This is a genomic window from Pseudomonas abyssi (assembly GCF_003444685.1).
GTDB lineage: Bacteria > Pseudomonadota > Gammaproteobacteria > Pseudomonadales > Pseudomonadaceae > Halopseudomonas > Halopseudomonas abyssi.
In genome coordinates this window covers 981,582-999,184 of the sequence record NZ_LMAZ01000001.1, presented here as the reverse complement: position 1 = coordinate 999,184, position 17,603 = coordinate 981,582, and the positions used below count along the sequence as shown (strand labels likewise).

Genomic DNA, 17,603 nt, shown 5'->3' with positions numbered 1-17,603 from the left:
GGCCGGGACCAAAGACCCCTGCAACATCGACTATCGGGGGGCCACACCACACGGCAATTTGCGGTAAGCTTCCGGCGCCTTGGTGAGAGTACGTCGAACAGGCCACTGACCCACTCCAGCATTCTGTTCAACGCACTTTCCCACTTGAAACAGGACTTTCACCATGTCTGATGCCCTCCTCCCGGCGTTGGCGCAGAACTTTCTCGGCCAGGCGCCGGGCTGGTACAAGCGCACCATTGTCGCCTTTCTATTGCTCAACCCACTCGCCATGTGGCTGCTCGGCCCCTACCTGACAGGCTGGCTGCTGGTGGTGGAGTTCATCTTTACCCTGGCCATGGCCCTCAAGTGCTACCCCCTGTTACCCGGCGGCCTGCTCGCACTGGAGGCCCTGGTCATCGGCATGACGACACCAGACGCCCTGTATCGCGAGGTACTGGGCAACTTTCCAGTGATCCTGCTGTTGATGTTCATGGTCGCCGGCATCTACTTTATGAAGGACCTGCTGCTGCTGACGTTCACCAAGCTGATCCTTGGCGTGCGCTCCAAATCCGTGCTTGCGCTACTGTTCTGCCTGGTGGCGGCGGTATTGTCGGCCTTCCTCGACGCGTTGACGGTGACCGCCGTGATTATCACCGTTGCAGTCGGCTTTTACGGGGTTTATCACAAGGTGGCTTCTGCTGGCCCCGGTGACGGCAGCACCCTCGACCCTGACGAAGACCCGCGCCACCGCGAGCACCTGGAGCAGTTCCGCGCCTTTCTGCGCAGTCTGTTGATGCACGGCGCGGTGGGTACCGCCCTGGGCGGCGTCTGCACACTGGTCGGTGAACCCCAGAACCTGCTGATTGCCGGAGTAGCCGGCTGGGACTTCGTCGAGTTCTTCCTGCTGATGGCGCCGGTCAGCATGCCGGTACTGGCCTGCGGACTGCTGACCTGCCTGCTGCTGGAGAAAACCAGCTGGTTCGGCTACGGCGCTCGCCTGCCCCGCCCAGTACGCCGCGTACTGGAGGATTTTGCCGCCAGCGAACAAGCCAAACGTCGCGGCCCGCAACGTGCAGCCCTGCTGATTCAGGCCCTGGCCGCCGTGCTGCTGGTCGTTGGCCTGGCGCTACACCTGGCGGAAGTCGGCTTTATCGGCCTGATGGTGATCATCCTGATTGCGTCGTTCAACGGCATCATCGACGAACATCAAATCGGCAAATCCTTCCAGGAGGCGCTGCCCTTCACTTCGCTGCTGGTGGTGTTTTTCGCGATTGTTGCGGTGATCCATGAACAGCATCTGTTCAGCCCGATCATCCACGCCGTGCTGGCGCTGCCGCCAGAGCAGCAACCGAGCATGTTCTTTATCGCCAACGGCGTGCTGTCGATGATCAGCGACAACGTGTTCGTCGCCACCGTCTATATCAGCGAGGTCAAGCAGGCACTGGATGCGGGCGAGATCACGCCGATGCAGTTTGAGCACCTGGCCATCGCCATCAATACCGGCACCAACCTGCCGAGTGTGGCGACGCCAAACGGCCAGGCGGCCTTCCTGTTCCTGCTGACCTCCGCCATTGCCCCGCTGGTGCGCCTGTCCTATGGCCGCATGGTCTTTATGGCGTTGCCCTACACGCTGGTGCTGGGTGGCGTGGGGTTGTTTGCGGTGACCTACTGGCTGTAATCGCAACCTCATCAACGCAAAACGCCCCGCTGAGCGGGGCGTTTTTGTCTGTGCCGGCAGGGCTGAATCCCGGCGATTACCCCTGCTGCTCCGGCGCACCGCGCCAGAAGGCAAAGCCGGCTGATTTTTCCAGCGCGTCCAGTCGCGCCTCATGGGCCTGTAGCTCGGCGTCACTGGCGCGCAACACTTGCAATTGCTGACGCAGCGCCGGGTCGATGCGCCGAATCGCGCTGGCTGTATCACCCCCTTCACCATCACCCTGGCCGTTGGCTGCCAGCGACAGCGCCGTCTGGCCACCGGTCATGGTCAGATAGACATCAGCCAGAATCTCGGCATCCAGCAACGCGCCGTGCAGGTCGCGCTGAGAGTTGTCCACGCCGTAGCGCTTGCACAGGGCATCCAGGCTGTTGCGCTGGCCCGGGTGCTTCTCCCGCGCCATCGCCAGGGTATCCAGCACCGAGCAATGGTCTGCCACAACACCGTGCCCACGATTGAGACGGGTCAGCTCGCTGTCGATAAAGCCGACGTCGAACGCGGCATTATGGATGACCAGCCGAGCGCCGCTGATGAAGTTCATGAAGTCATCGGCGATGTCGGCAAAGAGCGGCTTGTCTGCGAGAAATTCGGCGGAAATGCCGTGTACCGCCTGGGCGCCTTCATCAATGTCGCGCTGCGGGTTGATGTAGACGTGATAGTGCCGCCCGGTCAGGCGCCGGCCAATCACCTCGACACAGCCGATCTCGATAATCCGATGCCCTTCCTTGTGCTCGATACCCGTGGTTTCGGTATCCAGTACCACTTCACGCATGCGTTAACCCTTCCGTTCACTGAGGATGTACTGGACACCCAGATTGGCCAGCTCGTCGGCCAGTTCATTTTCGCGATGGCCGGTATGGCCGCGTACCCAGCGCCACTCGACCTCATGCTGGCTGACCAGCGCATCCAGCTGCTGCCAGAGATCGACGTTCTTCACTGGCTGCTTGCTGGCGGTTTTCCAGCCACGCTTTTTCCAGTTGGGCATCCACTCGCGCACGCCCTTCATGACATACTGAGAGTCGGTGGTCAAAATCACCGAAGCGGGTCGCTTGAGCGCTTCCAGACCGCGGATGGCAGCCAGCAGCTCCATGCGGTTGTTGGTGGTGTCCAGCTCGCCGCCGTAAAGACGCTTTTCATGCTCGCCCAGCCGGAGCAACACGCCCCAGCCGCCCGGGCCAGGATTGCCCTTGCAGGCACCGTCGGTAAAGATTTCAATCGCTTGGGTCATCGGCCATTCCGTTTATGCGCCTGCCGACTGCCGGCAGCCAAGGGCGGCATCACCAGCGTAGGGAAGACCCGGCCGCGCTCACGCTGCGGCGTGGCGCCGAGCATCTGGCGGCGCGCCAGCAGGCAGTAGAATCCGCCGCCAGGCAGCCCGCCACGCTGTCCAAAGGATTCCAGGAAAGCCAGGCGTCGCAACCAGGTCGGCGATGCAAGCGGCGGACGATAACACCCATCCAATCGTTTCTCCACCGCAAACCCCAGCAGCTCCAGCCAGTCCTCCAGCCGCGCCGGACTGACAAAGCCGGCCTCGCCAAACCAGTCACGCCCCAGGTAGTGTTGCCAGCCCCAGGTGCTCAGCGGGTTGAAGCCAAAAATCAGCAGGTGGCCACCAGCCCGCACGGCCTGGCTGGCCTCGCGCAGCAAGGCGCGCGGCGACAGGCTGAAGTCCAGCCCATGATGCAACACCACCACGTCCAGCGCTTGCGGTGCAAAAGGCCAACGAGCCTCCTCGGTAGCAATACTCTCACCCTCGCCACGCATGTCCAGCAACCAGCAATGGCGCAGCACCCGCACCTCCGGCGTCAACAGCTGGGGAGCCAGCCCGTACTGCACCAGGTGCTGGCCAAAACACGCCGACAGCACCTCGCGCTGCACTTGCCGCTCGGCGTCCAACAGCATGCAACCGGCCGGCGACGCCAGCCACTGGCGCGCCTCCTGCAGCAATCGCATCAGATCAGCCTGGCTTATTGACCCTGCCGCCTCACCGCGAGCCATGTCATCTCCACCGGGGTATCACCCCACTCTGTGTATTTGTCCGAACCAGTACATCGGGGTCGTGCAATGGTAGGCTGCACCCTGGTCGACAACGAAACCAAGAATATCTCGAGGAATAGCCTGCCCATGTCTACCTTTATCGCGCTACCGGCTTTCAATGACAACTATATCTGGCTACTGATCGACGAGCAGCGCCAGCAGGTTGCCGCGGTTGACCCGGGCGACGCCCGGCCGGTAATCACCTGGCTCGGTCGACACCCGGAATACAGCCTCAGCCACATTTTGGTGACCCATCACCACCCCGACCATGTTGGCGGCGTCAACACCCTCAAGGCGGCCACCGAGTGCCGCGTCTGGGGCCCCGCAGACGAGAACATCCCCGGCCGCGACCGTGCCCTCAGCGACGGCGATCGCCTGCACCTGTTCGGCCTGGAGCTGGAGGTGATTGCCGTACCCGGCCACACCCTCGGCCACATTGCCTTCTTCTGCGACAACGCTGGCGACCCCTGGCTGCTGAGCGGCGACACCCTGTTTGCTGGCGGGTGCGGTCGCCTGTTCGAGGGCACGCCGCAGCAGATGCACCATTCGCTCTCACGTCTGGCTGCGCTGCCAGACAACACCCGCATCTACTGCGCCCACGAATATACCCTGGCCAACTTGCGCTTTGCCCATGCAGTAGAGCCGGACAACGCCGATATTCGTGTACGCCTGGAAGTCGTGGAAGAGCTGCGCGCCGCCGACCGCATGACGCTGCCAACCGATCTGGCTCTGGAAAAACGCACCAATCCGTTCCTGCGGGCCGAGTGCGACGCTGTGACGCAGGCCGCCAGCAGGCAGGCAAATCGCGACCTGAAGCCGGGCGTAGAAACCTTTGCAACTGTAAGGTCATGGAAGGACAGTTTTTAACCGTTGACCGGTTAAAAACCCGCCCATAGAATCGACCTCATTTTTTTGGGGTCCTACATGCGAATCACGGAATCTGCCATCTTGCCCAAATTGCTGTCAGCAGCCTCCCTCGGAGCGATGCTGCTGATCAGTGGCTGTCAAACCACCGACAGCCAGGGCTACCGGCAGACGGGACAGCTCGACCAGCCCGTCGAGCCACTCGCCGCGTCACCTTTCCCCGCTCCCGTTGTCCCCCCCTCCGTTCTCGAACCGATTCCCCAAGCCAGCAAACCGCACACCCTGTGGGGCCGCATTCGCGCCGGCTTCACCCTCGATCCGGCCTCTATCGACAACCCGCGCATCGACCAGCAACGTATCGTGTTTGCCAGCCAGACTCGCTATTTCGAGCTGACCTCTGCACGCGCCCAACGCTACCTCTACTACGTGGTTGAGCAACTGGACGAGCGCCAGATGCCACTGGAACTGGCCCTGTTGCCGTTTATCGAGAGCGCCTACAACCCGCAGGCGATCTCCAGTGCCCAGGCCGCCGGCCTGTGGCAGTTCATCCCCTCTACCGGGCGCAACTTCTCGCTGCGTCAGGATTGGTGGTACGACGGTCGCCGCGACATTACCGCATCCACCGCCGCCGCCCTTGACTACCTGACGCTGCTCAACGGCTACTTCGATGGCGACTGGCTGCTGGCCCTGGCTGCCTACAACTGCGGCGAAGGCTGCGTTGGCCGTGCCATCAAGCGCAATGAAGCCCTCGGCCTGCCGACCGATTACTGGAACCTGCAGCTGCCGCGCGAAACCATGAACTATGTGCCCAAACTGCTGGCCCTGGCTCAGATCGTCGACAGCCCAACCGCCTACGGCACTGTGCTGCCCAGCCTGGCCAACGAGCCCTACTTCGCTGGCGTGGCCATTGATCAGCAGATCGACCTGCACAAGGTCGCCGAACTGGCCGACCTGTCCACCGACGAGCTGCTCAGCCTGAACCCGGCCTTCAATCAACGCGTGACCGCACCAAACGGCGAGTACCAGTTGCTCATTCCGGTCGACCATGTGGAGCAGTTCACCGCCGCGCTGGCCAGCCTGCCAGCCAACGAGCGCGTCAACTACCAGCACTACCGGGTACGCCGCGGCGACACCCTGTCCCAGATCGCCCAACGTCACCAGCTGAGCGTCAGCGTGATTCGCGACGTCAACGACATCAATGGCAGCCTGCTGCGCGTGGGTCAGACGCTGATGCTGCCGCAACTGGCCGGCAGCCCCGCCGCGCCGGCTACCAACACGCTGGCTGGCGCCGACTCGCTGCGCTACCGCATCCAGCCCGGCGACAACCTCTGGACCATTGCCCGCGCCCACGGCACCACGGTCAACCGCATCAAGCGCGACAACAACCTCAGTAGCAACGGCCTGACTGTTGGTGACACCCTGGTACTGCAGACCGCTGGCACCAGCGCTGATGGCGATACGCGCCGTGTGGCCTACACCGTGCGTTCCGGTGACTCGCTGTACACCATCGCCCAACGCTTCAATGTGGATATCGACAAGATCCGCGACTGGAACCAGCTGGGTCGCTACCTGCAACCGGGTCAGCAGCTCACTCTGTTCGTGCGCTAAGCAAGCGCAAAACGCCGCTCGCCCCGCGGGGCGCTCGGGCCGGAGGATCGGCCGAGTTAATCAGTGTTTCCCTAAACACGGTGCCGGGCTTCCGCCCGGCGTCGCACAATGGTAGCGTTGGCACCATCGCTGACGGCGCGCCGACACCAGCTGTCAATCGACGTGCAGCCCGGGCAATGCCGTCAGCCATCGGCCACCTTATCGTGCGAAAAGTCATGCCCCTGCTGTCTCGAATGCTGTGCCTGGCGCTGCTGTTTACCCTCACCCAACCCGCCTGGGCGACCCTCTACCGCCAGCATGGTTACTCGCTCTACGGCCAACCCAAGTACCCCGCCAACTTCGAGCATCTGGACTACGTCAACCCTGACGCGCCCAAGGGCGGTACCCTGCGGGTCATGGGCAGCGGCACCTTCGACACGCTCAACCCGTACACCCTCAAGGGCACCAGCCCGATCAACACCGGCGACTTTGGCCAATTTGGCATCAGCGAGCTGAACGAGCCGCTGATGGTGGGCAGCGGCGTCTACGACCCCTCCGGTGACGAGCCGTACTCGGCCTACGGCCTGATTGCCGAAAGCCTGGAGTTTGCCGACAACCGCAGCTGGGTCGTATTCAACCTGCGGCCAGAAGCGCGCTTTCACGACGGCGAGCCGATTACCGCCGAGGACGTCGCCTTCTCCTACCGATTGCTGAAGGAACAGGGGCACCCCAACTATCGCTCGGTGCTGCAGGACGTCAGCCGCATCGACATTCTGGGTGAGCGACGTATCCGTTTTGTCTTCAACCGCCCCGGCAACTCGCTACTGATATTGCGCCTGGGCGAACTGCCGGTGCTGCCAGCGCATTACTGGCAGGGGCGCGACTTTGCCAGCACCACCTTCCAGGCCGGCCTGAACAGCGGCCCGTACCGGGTCAGCAGTGTGGACCCGGGCCGGCGCATCAGCTTTCAGCGCGTGGAGGACTACTGGGGGCGCGACCTGCCGATCAACCGCGGCAAGTACAACCTCGACCGTATGGAAGTGGAGTTCTATCGCGACAACAGCGTCGCCTTTGAGGCCTTCAAAGCCGGCGAATTCGACATTTACATCGACCACAAAGCCAGCAACTGGGCCAACGCCTACGCCTTCCCTGCGGTGACCAATGGCGAGGTAATCAAACGCGCCGTGCCGCATGAAATCCCCAGCCCCACCCAGGCCATGTTCTTCAATACCCGCCGCACGCCCTTCGACAGCCTGGCCCTGCGCAAGGCTTTGGGCATGCTGTTCGACTTTGAATGGTCCAACCGGGTGCTGTTCTACGATGCCTATCAGCGCTCGCTGAGCTACTACCCGAACAGTCCCTTCAGCGCTACCGGCATTCCGGCCGGGCAAGAGTTTCTTTACCTCTCGCCGTTTCGCGATCAACTGCCCTCGGAACTCTTTCTTGAGCCATTCAGTCTACCTGAGACCGATGGCCGGGGAATCCCACGCGACACCCTGCGCGAGGCCGTGGAGCTGTTTGCCGAAGCGGGCTGGGAACTGCGCCGCGGGCGCCTGGAAAACGATGACGGCGAGCCGCTGAGCTTTGAAGTCTTGCTCGTCAACTCAAGCCTGGAACGCATCCTGCAACCCTATCGCGCAAACCTTGCGCGCCTGGGGATCGACATGCAGATTCGCACCGTGGATCGGGCGCAGTACAAGGCACGGCTGGATCAGTTTGACTACGACATGATCCTCACCACCCTGCCCCAAGGGTTGTCGCCGGGACTGGAACAGTTTGGTTATTTCCACTCCAGCCAGCGCAACGTCAAAGGCAGCCGCAACTATGCGGGCATCAACAACCCGGTGGTCGACCAGCTGGTCGAGCGCCTGGGCGCCGCCAGCAGCCGCAGTGAGCAGGTTGCCGCCGCACGCGCCCTCGACAGAGTATTACTGTGGCAGCACTATACGATTCCGAACTGGTATATCGACTACCACCGCATCGCCTACCGCAGCTGGCTCCGCACCCCGGAGATTCCGCCCTACTCGCTGTCGATCCGCAGCTGGTGGCAGGCGCCGGCGCAACAATAGAAGAACAAGGGACCTGAATGCGACTCTCGTTGAAATCCTGCAGCCTGGCCCTGCTGATGAGTGCCACAGGCGCCCTGCAGGCCGCACCACAACATGCCGTTACGCTCTATGATGAGGCACCCAAGTACCCCGCCGACTTCACTCACTTCGATTACGTCAATCCGGACGCGCCCAAAGGCGGCACACTGAGACTGTCCGGCTTTGGCGGTTTCGACTCGCTCAACCCCTACATCAGCCGCGGCACATCTGCCGAGCAACTTGGCCTGATCTACGACACCCTGACGTTCCACTCACTCGACGAGCCCTTCACCGAATACGGGCTGGTTGCCGAAAGCATCGAGAAGGCCGAGGACGGCAGCTGGGTCAGATTCAAGCTCCGCCCCGAAGCACGCTTTCATGACGGCGAAGCGATCACCGCCGACGACGTGGTGTTCACCTTCAACACCCTGATCGAGCAAGGCGCGCCCTTCTATCGTGCCTACTACGACGATGTGGATAGGGTCGTCGCCGACGATGCGCACAGCGTCACCTTTCACTTCAAACACAGCGGCAACCGGGAGCTACCGCTGGTGCTGGGCCAACTGCCGGTACTGCCCAAACACTACTGGGAAGGTCGCGACTTCAGTAAGGGCTCGCTGGAAGCGCCACTAGGCAGCGGCCCCTACCAGATTGGTCAGGTGCACCCCGGTCGCAGTGTCAGTTTTGAGCGAGTGAAAGACTATTGGGCCAAAGACCTGCCGGTGCAGCGCGGCTTCTACAACTTCGACCGGATCGTCGTCGACTACTACCGCGACGGCAACGTCACGCTGGAGGCCTTCAAGGCCGGCCAGTTCGACTTCAACCAGGAAATGGCCGCCAAAAACTGGGCAACCGGCTACAGCAGCCCGGCACTGGAGGCCGGCCGGATCATCAAGGAAGAGATTCCGAACAACAACACTCAGGGCATGCAGGGCTTCGTCTTCAACATGCGCAAGCCCTACTTTGCCGACGCACGGGTGCGCCAGGCCATCGCTCTGCTGTTCGATTTCGAATGGTCGAACGCCAAGCTGTTCCATGGCGCCTACACTCGCACCACCAGTTACTTCGACAACTCTGAACTGGCTGCCCAAGGCGAACCTGACGCTGACGAACTGGAACTACTTGAACCACTGCGCGACCAGTTGCCAGCCAGCGTTTTCGGGCCGGTCTGGACGCCACCCAAAACCGATGGCAGCGGCACTATTCGTGAGCAGCGCCGCGAAGCCTATGCACTGCTGCAGGAGGCAGGCTGGCAGATTGTCGACGATCAACTGGTCAACGCCGAAGGCGAGCCCCTGCAATTTGAATTCCTGCTGGTACAGGCAGAGTTTGAGCGCGTGCTGCTGCCGTTCAAGCGCAACCTGGCCTCGCTCGGCATCAACATGGAGCTGCGCCGCGTCGATGTATCGCAATACATCAACCGCCTGCGTTCACGCGACTTCGACATGGTGGTCACCAGCTTTGGCCAGTCAAATTCACCGGGCAATGAGCAACGCGAATACTGGCACTCCTCCAGTGCAGACAACCCGGGCAGTCGCAACCTGATGGGCTTGAAAGACCCGGCGATCGACACCCTGGTTGAGGGCCTGATCCAAGCCGACTCGCGCGAGTCACTGGTCACCTACACCCACGCCCTGGACCGCGCGCTGCGCTCGCTGCACCTGGTCGTACCCAACTGGTACACCAAGGTTTATCGCGCCGCCTACTGGAACAAGTTCGGGCATCCGGAGCAACCGCCGAAGTACGACCTTGGGCTCTACACCTGGTGGGTAGACCCCGCCAAGGATGAACGTCTGCGCAGCGAACAGGAACAAGTGGCGGAACCACAAGCCGCAGCCGCAGACAACGCAGGCGATGCCGCGCCAGAGGCCGAATAAGCATGCTCGCCTACATTATCCGTCGCCTGCTGCTGATAATCCCGACGCTGTTCGGCATCCTGCTGATCAACTTCCTGATCATCCAGGCGGCGCCTGGCGGCCCGGTCGAGCAGATGATTGCCAACCTTGAAGGCTTTGAGGGCAGCGCTACCAGCCGGGTCGGTGGTGGCGGCAGCGAAGTCGCCAGCGGCGGCAACTACCGTGGCGCGCAGGGACTGGACCCGGACATCATTGCCGAGATCGAGCGCATGTACGGCTTCGACAAGCCCGCCCATGAACGCTTCTGGCTGATGATCAAGGGCTACCTGCAGTTCGACTTTGGCGACAGCTTCTTCCGCGACGCCAAGGTAACCGATCTGATTCTGGAGAAGATGCCCGTCTCCATTTCGCTGGGGCTGTGGACCACCCTGCTGACCTACCTGATTTCCATTCCGCTCGGCATTCGCAAGGCCATCAAGCACGGCTCAGCCTTTGATGTGTGGACCAGCTCGCTGATCATTGTCGGCTACGCCATCCCCGGCTTTTTGCTGGCGATCCTGCTGATCGTATTGTTCGCCGGCGGCAGCTATCTGGACTGGTTCCCGCTGCGCGGGCTGACCTCCAACAACTTCGAGCAGATGAGTACCGGCGAGCAGATACTCGACTATTTCTGGCATCTGGTGCTGCCGATCTTTGCCATGGTCGTGGGCAGTTTTGCCACCCTGACCATGCTGACCAAGAACTGCTTTCTCGACGAGATCGGCAAGCAGTACGTGGTCACCGCCCGCGCCAAGGGCCTGTCCGAGCGCCGCGTGCTCTATGGCCACGTGTTCCGCAACGCCATGCTGCTGATCATTGCCGGCTTCCCCTCGGCGCTGATCAGCATCTTCTTCACCGGCTCGCTGCTGATCGAGGTGATCTTCTCCCTCGACGGCCTCGGCCTGCTCGGCTTTGAGGCGGCGATCAACCGCGACTACCCGGTCATGTTCGGCACCCTCTACATCTTCACCCTGGTCGGCCTGGTGGTGAAGCTGATCGGCGATATCGCCTACACCCTGGTCGATCCGCGCATCGACTTCAGCAGCCGGGAGGGTTGATCCATGCGCCTGTTCAATCTGTCCCCGCTCAATCAGCGCCGCTTTGCTCGCTTTCGTGCCAACCGCCGTGGCTGGTGGTCGCTGCACCTGTTCATGGTGCTGTTTGTACTGAGTCTGGGCGCCGAGCTGATTGCCAACGACAAGCCCCTGGCCGTGGGCTATCAGGGCGAGCTGTACTTTCCGGTGTTCAAGCGCTATCCGGAAACCGCTTTTGGCGGCGAGTTTCCGATCGAAGCCGACTACCGTAGCCCCTACGTGCAGGAGCTGATCACCGACGCCGGCGATGGCTGGATGCTCTGGCCGCCGATCCCCTATCACTACGACACCATCAACTACGACCTGCAGGTGCCCGCCCCCGCACCGCCGTCGGCGGACAACTGGCTGGGCACCGATGACCAGGCAAGGGACGTGATGTCGCGGGTGATCTACGGCTTCCGCATCTCCGTGCTGTTTGCGCTGACGCTGACCATTTTCAGCTCGATCATCGGCGTGATTGCCGGCGCAGTGCAGGGCTTCTATGGCGGGCGCATCGATCTGTTCGGCCAGCGTTTCATCGAGGTCTGGTCGGGCCTGCCAGTGCTCTACCTGCTGATCATTCTGGCCAGCTTCGTACAACCCAATTTCTGGTGGCTGCTGGGCATCATGCTGCTGTTCTCTTGGATGGCGCTGGTGGATGTGGTGCGTGCCGAATTCCTGCGTGGTCGCAATCTGGAGTACGTGCGCGCCGCTCGCGCCCTCGGCGCCAGCAACCAGGTAATCATGTTCAGGCACATTCTGCCCAACGCCATGGTCGCTACCCTGACCTTCTTCCCGTTCATTCTGACCGGCGGCGTCATCACCCTGACCTCTCTCGACTTCCTCGGCTTCGGCCTGCCGCCGGGCGCGCCGTCGCTGGGCGAGCTGATCGCCCAGGGCAAATCCAACCTACAGGCCCCATGGCTGGGGATCACCGCCTTCGTCGTACTGTCGCTGATGCTCAGCCTGCTGGTGTTTATCGGTGAGGCCCTGCGCGATGCCTTCGACCCAAGGAAATGAGATGAGCGAACAACCGTTGATCAGTATCCGCAATCTCAGCGTCGCCTTCCGTCAGGGCAACGATCAGACCATGGCGGTCAAGGATGTCAGCTTTGATATTCGTCCGGGCCAGACGCTGGCACTGGTCGGCGAAAGCGGCTCTGGCAAGTCCGTAACCGCCCACTCCATTCTGCGCCTGTTACCCTACCCGACCGCATCACACCCGAGCGGCGTCATTGAGTTCAGCGGACAAGACCTGCTCAAGGCAGACGAAAAAAACCTGCGCAAGGTACGTGGCAACCGCATCTCGATGATCTTTCAGGAACCGATGAGTTCACTGAACCCACTGCACACCGTGGAGCGCCAGATCGGTGAGGTTCTGGCGCTGCACAAAGGCCTGAACAAGCTCCAGGCGCGTGAACGCACACTGGAGCTGCTGGATCTGGTGGGCATTCCGGAGCCGCGCAAGCGATTGGGCGCCTACCCGCACGAGCTGTCCGGCGGCCAACGCCAGCGGGTGATGATTGCCATGGCGCTGGCCAACGAGCCGGAACTGCTGATTGCCGATGAACCGACCACAGCACTCGACGTGACCGTGCAGCTGAAGATCCTTGAACTGCTGCGCGAACTGCAGCAGAAATTGGGCATGGCATTGCTGCTGATCAGCCACGATCTGAATCTGGTGCGTAAAATTGCCCACCGGGTATGTGTCATGTACCGCGGTAACGTCGTCGAAGAAAATGACTGCGCTACCTTGTTCAACTCTCCGCAGCACGAATACACCCGTCAGCTGCTCGCAGCCGACCCGCGTGGAGAGCCGGTTGCTGTTGATCCAGACGCCGCCGAGATTCTGCGTGCAGAGCAGTTGCGAGTCTGGTTTCCGATCAAGAAAGGCGTGCTGCGCCGTACGGTAGACCACGTCAAGGCCGTCACCGACATCAGCTTCAGTCTGCCCCGGGGCCAGACGCTGGGCATCGTTGGCGAAAGCGGCTCAGGCAAAACGACGCTGGGTATGGCGCTGCTCAGACTGATCGACAGTCAGGGCCTGATTGAATGTGACGGCACGCGGATCGATGGTCTCAGTCAGCAGCAGGTTCGTCCGCTGCGCCGCGAGCTGCAGGTGGTGTTTCAGGACCCGTATGGTAGTTTGAGCCCGCGCATGTCAGTGGGTCAGATCATCAGCGAAGGGCTGGAGATCCACCGCATCGGCACGGACGAGGAGCGCGAACAGATGGTGATTCAGGCGCTGGAAGAAGTCGGCCTGGATCCAGAGACCCGCCACCGCTATCCGCATGAGTTTTCCGGCGGCCAGCGGCAGCGGATCTCGATTGCCCGGGCACTGGTGCTCAAGCCCAAGCTGATCCTGCTCGACGAACCAACGTCGGCACTGGATCGCACGGTACAGGGGCAAGTGGTAGAGCTGCTGCGCAGTCTGCAGCAGAAGTACAATCTGACGTATTTGTTTATCAGTCACGACCTGGCAGTGGTCAAGGTTCTCAGCCATCAATTGATGGTGATCCGCCAGGGCGAAGTAGTCGAACAGGGACCGGCAGGCGAAATCTTCGCTTCACCGCAGCATGACTATACCCGTCAGCTGCTGGAAGCGGCCTTTGCCCTGCCGCAAACCGATAACAGGGCCGATACGGCCATGCACTAAACAGGAAAGTACTATGGGATTTCTCAGCGGAAAGCGCGTACTCATCGTTGGCGTAGCCAGCAAACTGTCCATTGCCTCCGGCATTGCCGCGGCCATGCACCGCGAGGGCGCCGAACTGGCCTTCACCTATCAGAACGAAAAGCTGAAAGGCCGGGTTGAAGAATTCGCTGCCGGCTGGGGCTCCGGTCCTGAGCTGTGCTTCCCGTGCGATGTCGCCGATGACGCCGAAATCGAGCAGGTGTTCGTCGAGCTGGCCAAGAAGTGGGACGGTCTGGACTGCATCGTGCATTCCGTTGGTTTCGCCCCGGGCGACCAGCTGGACGGCAACTTTGCCGAAGTCACCACCCGCGAAGGCTTCCGTATCGCCCACGATATCAGCGCCTACAGCTTCGTCGCACTGGCCAAGGCCGGTCGTGAAATGATGAAAGGCCGCAACGGCAGCCTGCTGACCCTGTCCTACCTGGGCGCCGAGCGCACCATGCCAAACTACAACGTGATGGGCATGGCCAAGGCCAGCCTGGAAGCCGGTGTTCGCTACCTCGCCACCAGCCTTGGCCCGGAAGGCACCCGCGTCAACGCGATCTCTGCAGGCCCGATCCGCACCCTGGCAGCCTCCGGCATCAAGAGCTTCCGCAAGATGCTGGCCCACAACGCCGCACAAACCCCGCTGCGTCGCAACGTCACCATCGAAGAGGTCGGCAACGTCGGCGCCTTCCTCTGCTCCGACCTGGCCTCCGGCATGTCCGGTGAAATCACCTACGTTGACGGTGGCTTCAACATCACCGCCATGGGTGGCCTGGAAGACTAAGCCGCGGCTGTTTTCGGGCATAAAAAAACCGGGCGACTCAGCCCGGTTTTTTTATGCTTTATGCCGCCGATACCGCGTGGCGCCAATGGCGGACACGCTTCGCTTTGCCCGCCCTACAACGGTATCGCGCATTCAATCTTCCGAGGTCGCCCCGATCTTGTGGATCGACAGGTCGGCGCCCTGATATTCCTCTTCTTCGCTCAGGCGCAGGCCGGCCACCGACTTGATCACGCCGTAGACCAGCAGACCGCCAATAAAGGCAACCACCACACCAGCCAGCGAGCCAATCAGCTGCGATACAAAGCTGACGCCGCCCAGACCGCCCAGCGCTTCGGTGCCAAAGATACCGGCCGCCAGACCACCCCACACACCGCACAGACCATGCAGCGGCCAGACACCCAGCACGTCATCGATCTTGAAGCGATTCTGGGTCAGGATGAAGGTCCAGACGAACAGTCCGCCGGCGACCGCGCCGGTGGCCAGCGCGCCCAGCGGATGCATCAGGTCCGAGCCTGCGCACACCGCCACCAGCCCCGCCAGCGGACCGTTATGAATAAAGCCCGGGTCAGCGCGGCCAACCAGCAGCGCCACCAGGGTGCCGCCGACCATCGCCATCAGCGAATTCACCGCCACCAGACCGCTGATACCCTCCAGCGTCTGCGCCGACATCACGTTGAAGCCAAACCAGCCGATGGTCAGAATCCACGCACCCAGCGCCAGAAACGGAATATTGGAGGGCGGCATCGCAACCACGTGGCCACCGCGATAGCGGCCGTTACGCGCGCCCAGCAGCAGCACAGCGCCCAGGGCAATCCAGCCCCCTACCGCGTGCACAACGACTGAGCCGGCAAAGTCATGGAAACCGGCACCAAAGGTCGCTTCAAGCCAGCCCTGGAAGCCGTAGTTGCCATTCCAGACGATGCCTTCGAAGAACGGATAGACCACGCCGACAATCAGCAGCGATGCACACAGCTGCGGAGCAAACTTGGCGCGCTCGGCGATGCCGCCGGAGATGATGGCCGGAATCGCTGCGGCAAAGGTCATCAGGAAGAAGAATTTGACCAGGGCATAGCCGTTGTTCTGCGACAACGTGGCCGCGTCGGTGAAAAAGGTTGCGCCGTAGGCGATCCAGTAACCAATGAAGAAATACGCCAGGCAGGAGATGGCAAAGTCGCTGATGATCTTTGACAGCGCGTTGACCTGGTTCTTCTGCCGCACCGTACCCACCTCAAGAAAGGCAAAGCCGGCGTGCATGGCCAGAACCATGATCGCGCCCATCAGAATAAACAGGGTGTTTGCACCGTGAACCAGGGTTTCAACAGCGCTGTGCAGGTTTTCCATTCAAGCAGCCTCTTGCAAACAATGCGCACCCCATGCGTGCACAGCGCTTTACGCTGCATACATTTGGTGCAATATCTCCCGGACAGCAAAATAAGTCGCTGCGGCCGGGTTTTCAGGGTTTGTTTAATTTGTATTTATTTTTCATAGCGTTAGATGCAATCTTGGCTGTTTCCCATAACAGCAAGGCACCATGTTGGCGCGCAATCAAGCTTGCACCTCCCCTGATTAGTGCAATCGTCATACCAAAAGCGCAGAATCGTGCACTGCAAGCGCACAATGACGCTTTGATGACAGCCACTCGGACCCAAAGTCCTTGGGCACGGCAGCATCCAGCCGCTTGGCTATAATCTTGCATACTGTCAGCGCCCGACGTCCCGACCCCGGAGAATGATGTGTTTACAGGCCAGCCACTGCCCTACTTCCAGCCCTTGATCGACACCGCCACTGGCCGCATTGCCGGCTACGAGGCCCTGGCGCGCCTGCGCGACGATGAAGGACATGTTCGCAGCGCCGGCCCGCTGTTCACCGACCCGGCCACGCCGCAGGAAGACCTGCTGGAGCTGGACCGCGCCATCCGCCGACAGGCGCTGGAGCGCTTCCGCGATACGCCCGAGGGGTTTCTCAGTCTGAACATCTCGCCCGCCTGGATCAGCCAGTTGCAACCGGGCAAGCCGCTGCCCAGCCTGCAACTGCTTGAAGAAATGGGCATTGCCAGCGATCAGGTGGTGTTTGAGATCACCGAGCTGCAGGGCAGCATCGAGCAGCTGCGCGAAGTCGTGCAGCGCTACCGCGCCGCTGGCATTCGCATCGCCATTGACGACTTCGGTGCCGGCTACTCCATGCTTGACCGGGTGCTGGCGCTGGAGCCGGACATCCTCAAGCTGGATATCCAGTTGTTCCGTCAGGCGGCCGCCGGCAACGGTAACAGCGGCGACTTTGTGCGCGCACTGGCATTGATGGCGGAAAAAAGCGGGTGCTGGATCATCGCCGAAGGCGTGGAGACCGAGCAGGAACTGCACTTTGCGCTGGAGTGCGGCGCCCGCTACGTGCAGGGCTACCTGTTTGGCCAGCCGGCCGAGAACTTTCTGCCTGGCGAAGCCGTGCAGCAGCAGTTCTCGCGGATGCGCGATCACTACGTGCACGCCAAGCTGGCCGAGCGCGAAAAGCTGGCCCACCTGCGCCGCTCGCTGGCAGAGCTGTTTGCCGAACTGCGTCAATGGCTGCAACAGGGCGCTCAAGCGACGCGGCTGCCCGACCCGCGCAACTATCCGTGGCTGCTGCGCTGCTTTTTGTGTGATGCCGAGGGCACGCAGATCTCCCCCAACTTTGACTGGCGCGACGGCACCTGGCAGACCGACCCTCGCTACCTGGACCACAACTGGTCTTGGCGGCCGTATTTCTATCAGATTCTGGCCGAGGCCGGCGAAGACAGCCGCGTGATCCTGTCCAACCGCTACCGCGACGCTACCACTAACCAGTACTGCATGACGTCCGGACTGTTCATCGACGATAGCCGCCACCTGCTGCTGGTCGATATCGACGCCTCCGCACTCTGACGCTTG

14 protein-coding genes are annotated in these 17,603 nt (G+C 61.7%); 10 read left to right on the top strand and 4 right to left on the bottom strand.

The annotated features are described in order from the left end of the window. Positions 1 to 163 precede the first annotated feature (163 nt). A complete protein-coding gene (gene nhaB, locus ASB58_RS04645; RefSeq protein ID WP_096004617.1) occupies positions 164 to 1,657 on the top strand; it encodes a sodium/proton antiporter NhaB in 1,494 nt (497 codons plus the stop codon). Between the two features lie 76 nt (positions 1,658 to 1,733). Here the strand turns inward: nhaB and dnaQ are convergent, their stop codons facing one another. Genes dnaQ through ASB58_RS04630 form a run of 3 tightly spaced genes read right to left on the bottom strand, consistent with a single transcriptional unit; the run spans position 1,734 to position 3,691 of the window. Continuing rightward, positions 1,734 to 2,465: a DNA polymerase III subunit epsilon gene (gene dnaQ, locus ASB58_RS04640; RefSeq protein ID WP_118129508.1), complete on the bottom strand. Its 732-nt coding sequence runs from the start codon at positions 2,463 to 2,465 to the stop codon at positions 1,734 to 1,736. A 3-nt stretch (positions 2,466 to 2,468) separates the two neighbouring features. Continuing rightward, positions 2,469 to 2,921, bottom strand: coding sequence for a ribonuclease HI (gene rnhA, locus ASB58_RS04635; RefSeq protein WP_096004615.1), 453 nt, complete (start codon positions 2,919 to 2,921; stop codon positions 2,469 to 2,471). Next, positions 2,918 to 3,691, bottom strand: a complete 774-nt coding sequence (locus ASB58_RS04630) for a class I SAM-dependent methyltransferase (RefSeq protein ID WP_096004614.1) — start codon at positions 3,689 to 3,691, stop codon at positions 2,918 to 2,920. Before ASB58_RS04630 ends, rnhA begins: the two co-directional genes overlap by 4 nt. Before the next feature lie 126 nt (positions 3,692 to 3,817). Here ASB58_RS04630 and gloB point away from each other — a divergent pair, with 126 nt between their 5' ends. The 8 genes from gloB to fabI all read left to right on the top strand — a co-directional run bounded on the left by gloB (position 3,818) and on the right by fabI (position 14,700). After that, positions 3,818 to 4,597, top strand: coding sequence for a hydroxyacylglutathione hydrolase (gene gloB / locus ASB58_RS04625; protein ID WP_118129507.1), 780 nt, complete (start codon positions 3,818 to 3,820; stop codon positions 4,595 to 4,597). Positions 4,598 to 4,678: 81 nt separating this feature from the next. Continuing rightward, positions 4,679 to 6,202: a LysM peptidoglycan-binding domain-containing protein gene (locus ASB58_RS04620; RefSeq protein WP_235827218.1), complete on the top strand. Its 1,524-nt coding sequence runs from the start codon at positions 4,679 to 4,681 to the stop codon at positions 6,200 to 6,202. 215 nt (positions 6,203 to 6,417) lie between these two features. Continuing rightward, complete coding sequence (locus tag ASB58_RS04615; RefSeq protein ID WP_235827215.1) at positions 6,418 to 8,250, top strand: extracellular solute-binding protein; 1,833 nt, start codon at positions 6,418 to 6,420, stop codon at positions 8,248 to 8,250. A gap of 17 nt (positions 8,251 to 8,267) precedes the next feature. Continuing rightward, the gene (locus tag ASB58_RS04610; protein WP_118129505.1) at positions 8,268 to 10,145 is read left to right on the top strand and encodes an extracellular solute-binding protein; all 1,878 of its coding nucleotides are present in this window, start codon (positions 8,268 to 8,270) and stop codon (positions 10,143 to 10,145) included. Between the two features lie 2 nt (positions 10,146 to 10,147). After that, positions 10,148 to 11,221 carry a microcin C ABC transporter permease YejB gene (locus tag ASB58_RS04605; RefSeq protein WP_083728983.1) on the top strand — a complete coding sequence of 358 codons (1,074 nt, stop codon included), beginning with the start codon at positions 10,148 to 10,150 and terminating at the stop codon, positions 11,219 to 11,221. 3 nt (positions 11,222 to 11,224) lie between these two features. After that, complete coding sequence (locus ASB58_RS04600; protein ID WP_096004609.1) at positions 11,225 to 12,256, top strand: ABC transporter permease; 1,032 nt, start codon at positions 11,225 to 11,227, stop codon at positions 12,254 to 12,256. Position 12,257: 1 nt separating this feature from the next. After that, the gene (locus ASB58_RS04595) at positions 12,258 to 13,892 is read left to right on the top strand and encodes an ABC transporter ATP-binding protein (protein WP_118129504.1); all 1,635 of its coding nucleotides are present in this window, start codon (positions 12,258 to 12,260) and stop codon (positions 13,890 to 13,892) included. A gap of 13 nt (positions 13,893 to 13,905) precedes the next feature. Continuing rightward, a complete protein-coding gene (gene fabI / locus ASB58_RS04590) occupies positions 13,906 to 14,700 on the top strand; it encodes an enoyl-ACP reductase FabI (RefSeq protein ID WP_096004607.1) in 795 nt (264 codons plus the stop codon). Between the two features lie 132 nt (positions 14,701 to 14,832). Here the strand turns inward: fabI and ASB58_RS04585 are convergent, their stop codons facing one another. Further along, a complete protein-coding gene (locus ASB58_RS04585; RefSeq protein WP_118129503.1) occupies positions 14,833 to 16,041 on the bottom strand; it encodes an ammonium transporter in 1,209 nt (402 codons plus the stop codon). A gap of 392 nt (positions 16,042 to 16,433) precedes the next feature. Here ASB58_RS04585 and ASB58_RS04580 point away from each other — a divergent pair, with 392 nt between their 5' ends. Continuing rightward, the gene (locus ASB58_RS04580) at positions 16,434 to 17,597 is read left to right on the top strand and encodes an EAL domain-containing protein (protein WP_118129502.1); all 1,164 of its coding nucleotides are present in this window, start codon (positions 16,434 to 16,436) and stop codon (positions 17,595 to 17,597) included. Positions 17,598 to 17,603 lie beyond the last annotated feature (6 nt).

Bases quoted from the DNA above. Each gene is read 5' to 3' on its own strand.
- ASB58_RS04615 (WP_235827215.1), top strand. From the start codon at position 6,418: ATGCCCCTGCTGTCTCGAATGCTGTGCCTGGCGCTGCTGTTTACCCTC.
- ASB58_RS04605 (WP_083728983.1), top strand. From the start codon at position 10,148: ATGCTCGCCTACATTATCCGTCGCCTGCTGCTGATAATCCCGACGCTG.
- ASB58_RS04630 (WP_096004614.1), bottom strand. From the start codon at position 3,691: ATGGCTCGCGGTGAGGCGGCAGGGTCAATAAGCCAGGCTGATCTGATG.
- nhaB (WP_096004617.1), top strand. From the start codon at position 164: ATGTCTGATGCCCTCCTCCCGGCGTTGGCGCAGAACTTTCTCGGCCAG.
- gloB (WP_118129507.1), top strand. From the start codon at position 3,818: ATGTCTACCTTTATCGCGCTACCGGCTTTCAATGACAACTATATCTGG.
- ASB58_RS04595 (WP_118129504.1), top strand. From the start codon at position 12,258: ATGAGCGAACAACCGTTGATCAGTATCCGCAATCTCAGCGTCGCCTTC.
- ASB58_RS04600 (WP_096004609.1), top strand. From the start codon at position 11,225: ATGCGCCTGTTCAATCTGTCCCCGCTCAATCAGCGCCGCTTTGCTCGC.
- dnaQ (WP_118129508.1), bottom strand. From the start codon at position 2,465: ATGCGTGAAGTGGTACTGGATACCGAAACCACGGGTATCGAGCACAAG.
- ASB58_RS04610 (WP_118129505.1), top strand. From the start codon at position 8,268: ATGCGACTCTCGTTGAAATCCTGCAGCCTGGCCCTGCTGATGAGTGCC.
- ASB58_RS04585 (WP_118129503.1), bottom strand. From the start codon at position 16,041: ATGGAAAACCTGCACAGCGCTGTTGAAACCCTGGTTCACGGTGCAAAC.
- fabI (WP_096004607.1), top strand. From the start codon at position 13,906: ATGGGATTTCTCAGCGGAAAGCGCGTACTCATCGTTGGCGTAGCCAGC.
- rnhA (WP_096004615.1), bottom strand. From the start codon at position 2,921: ATGACCCAAGCGATTGAAATCTTTACCGACGGTGCCTGCAAGGGCAAT.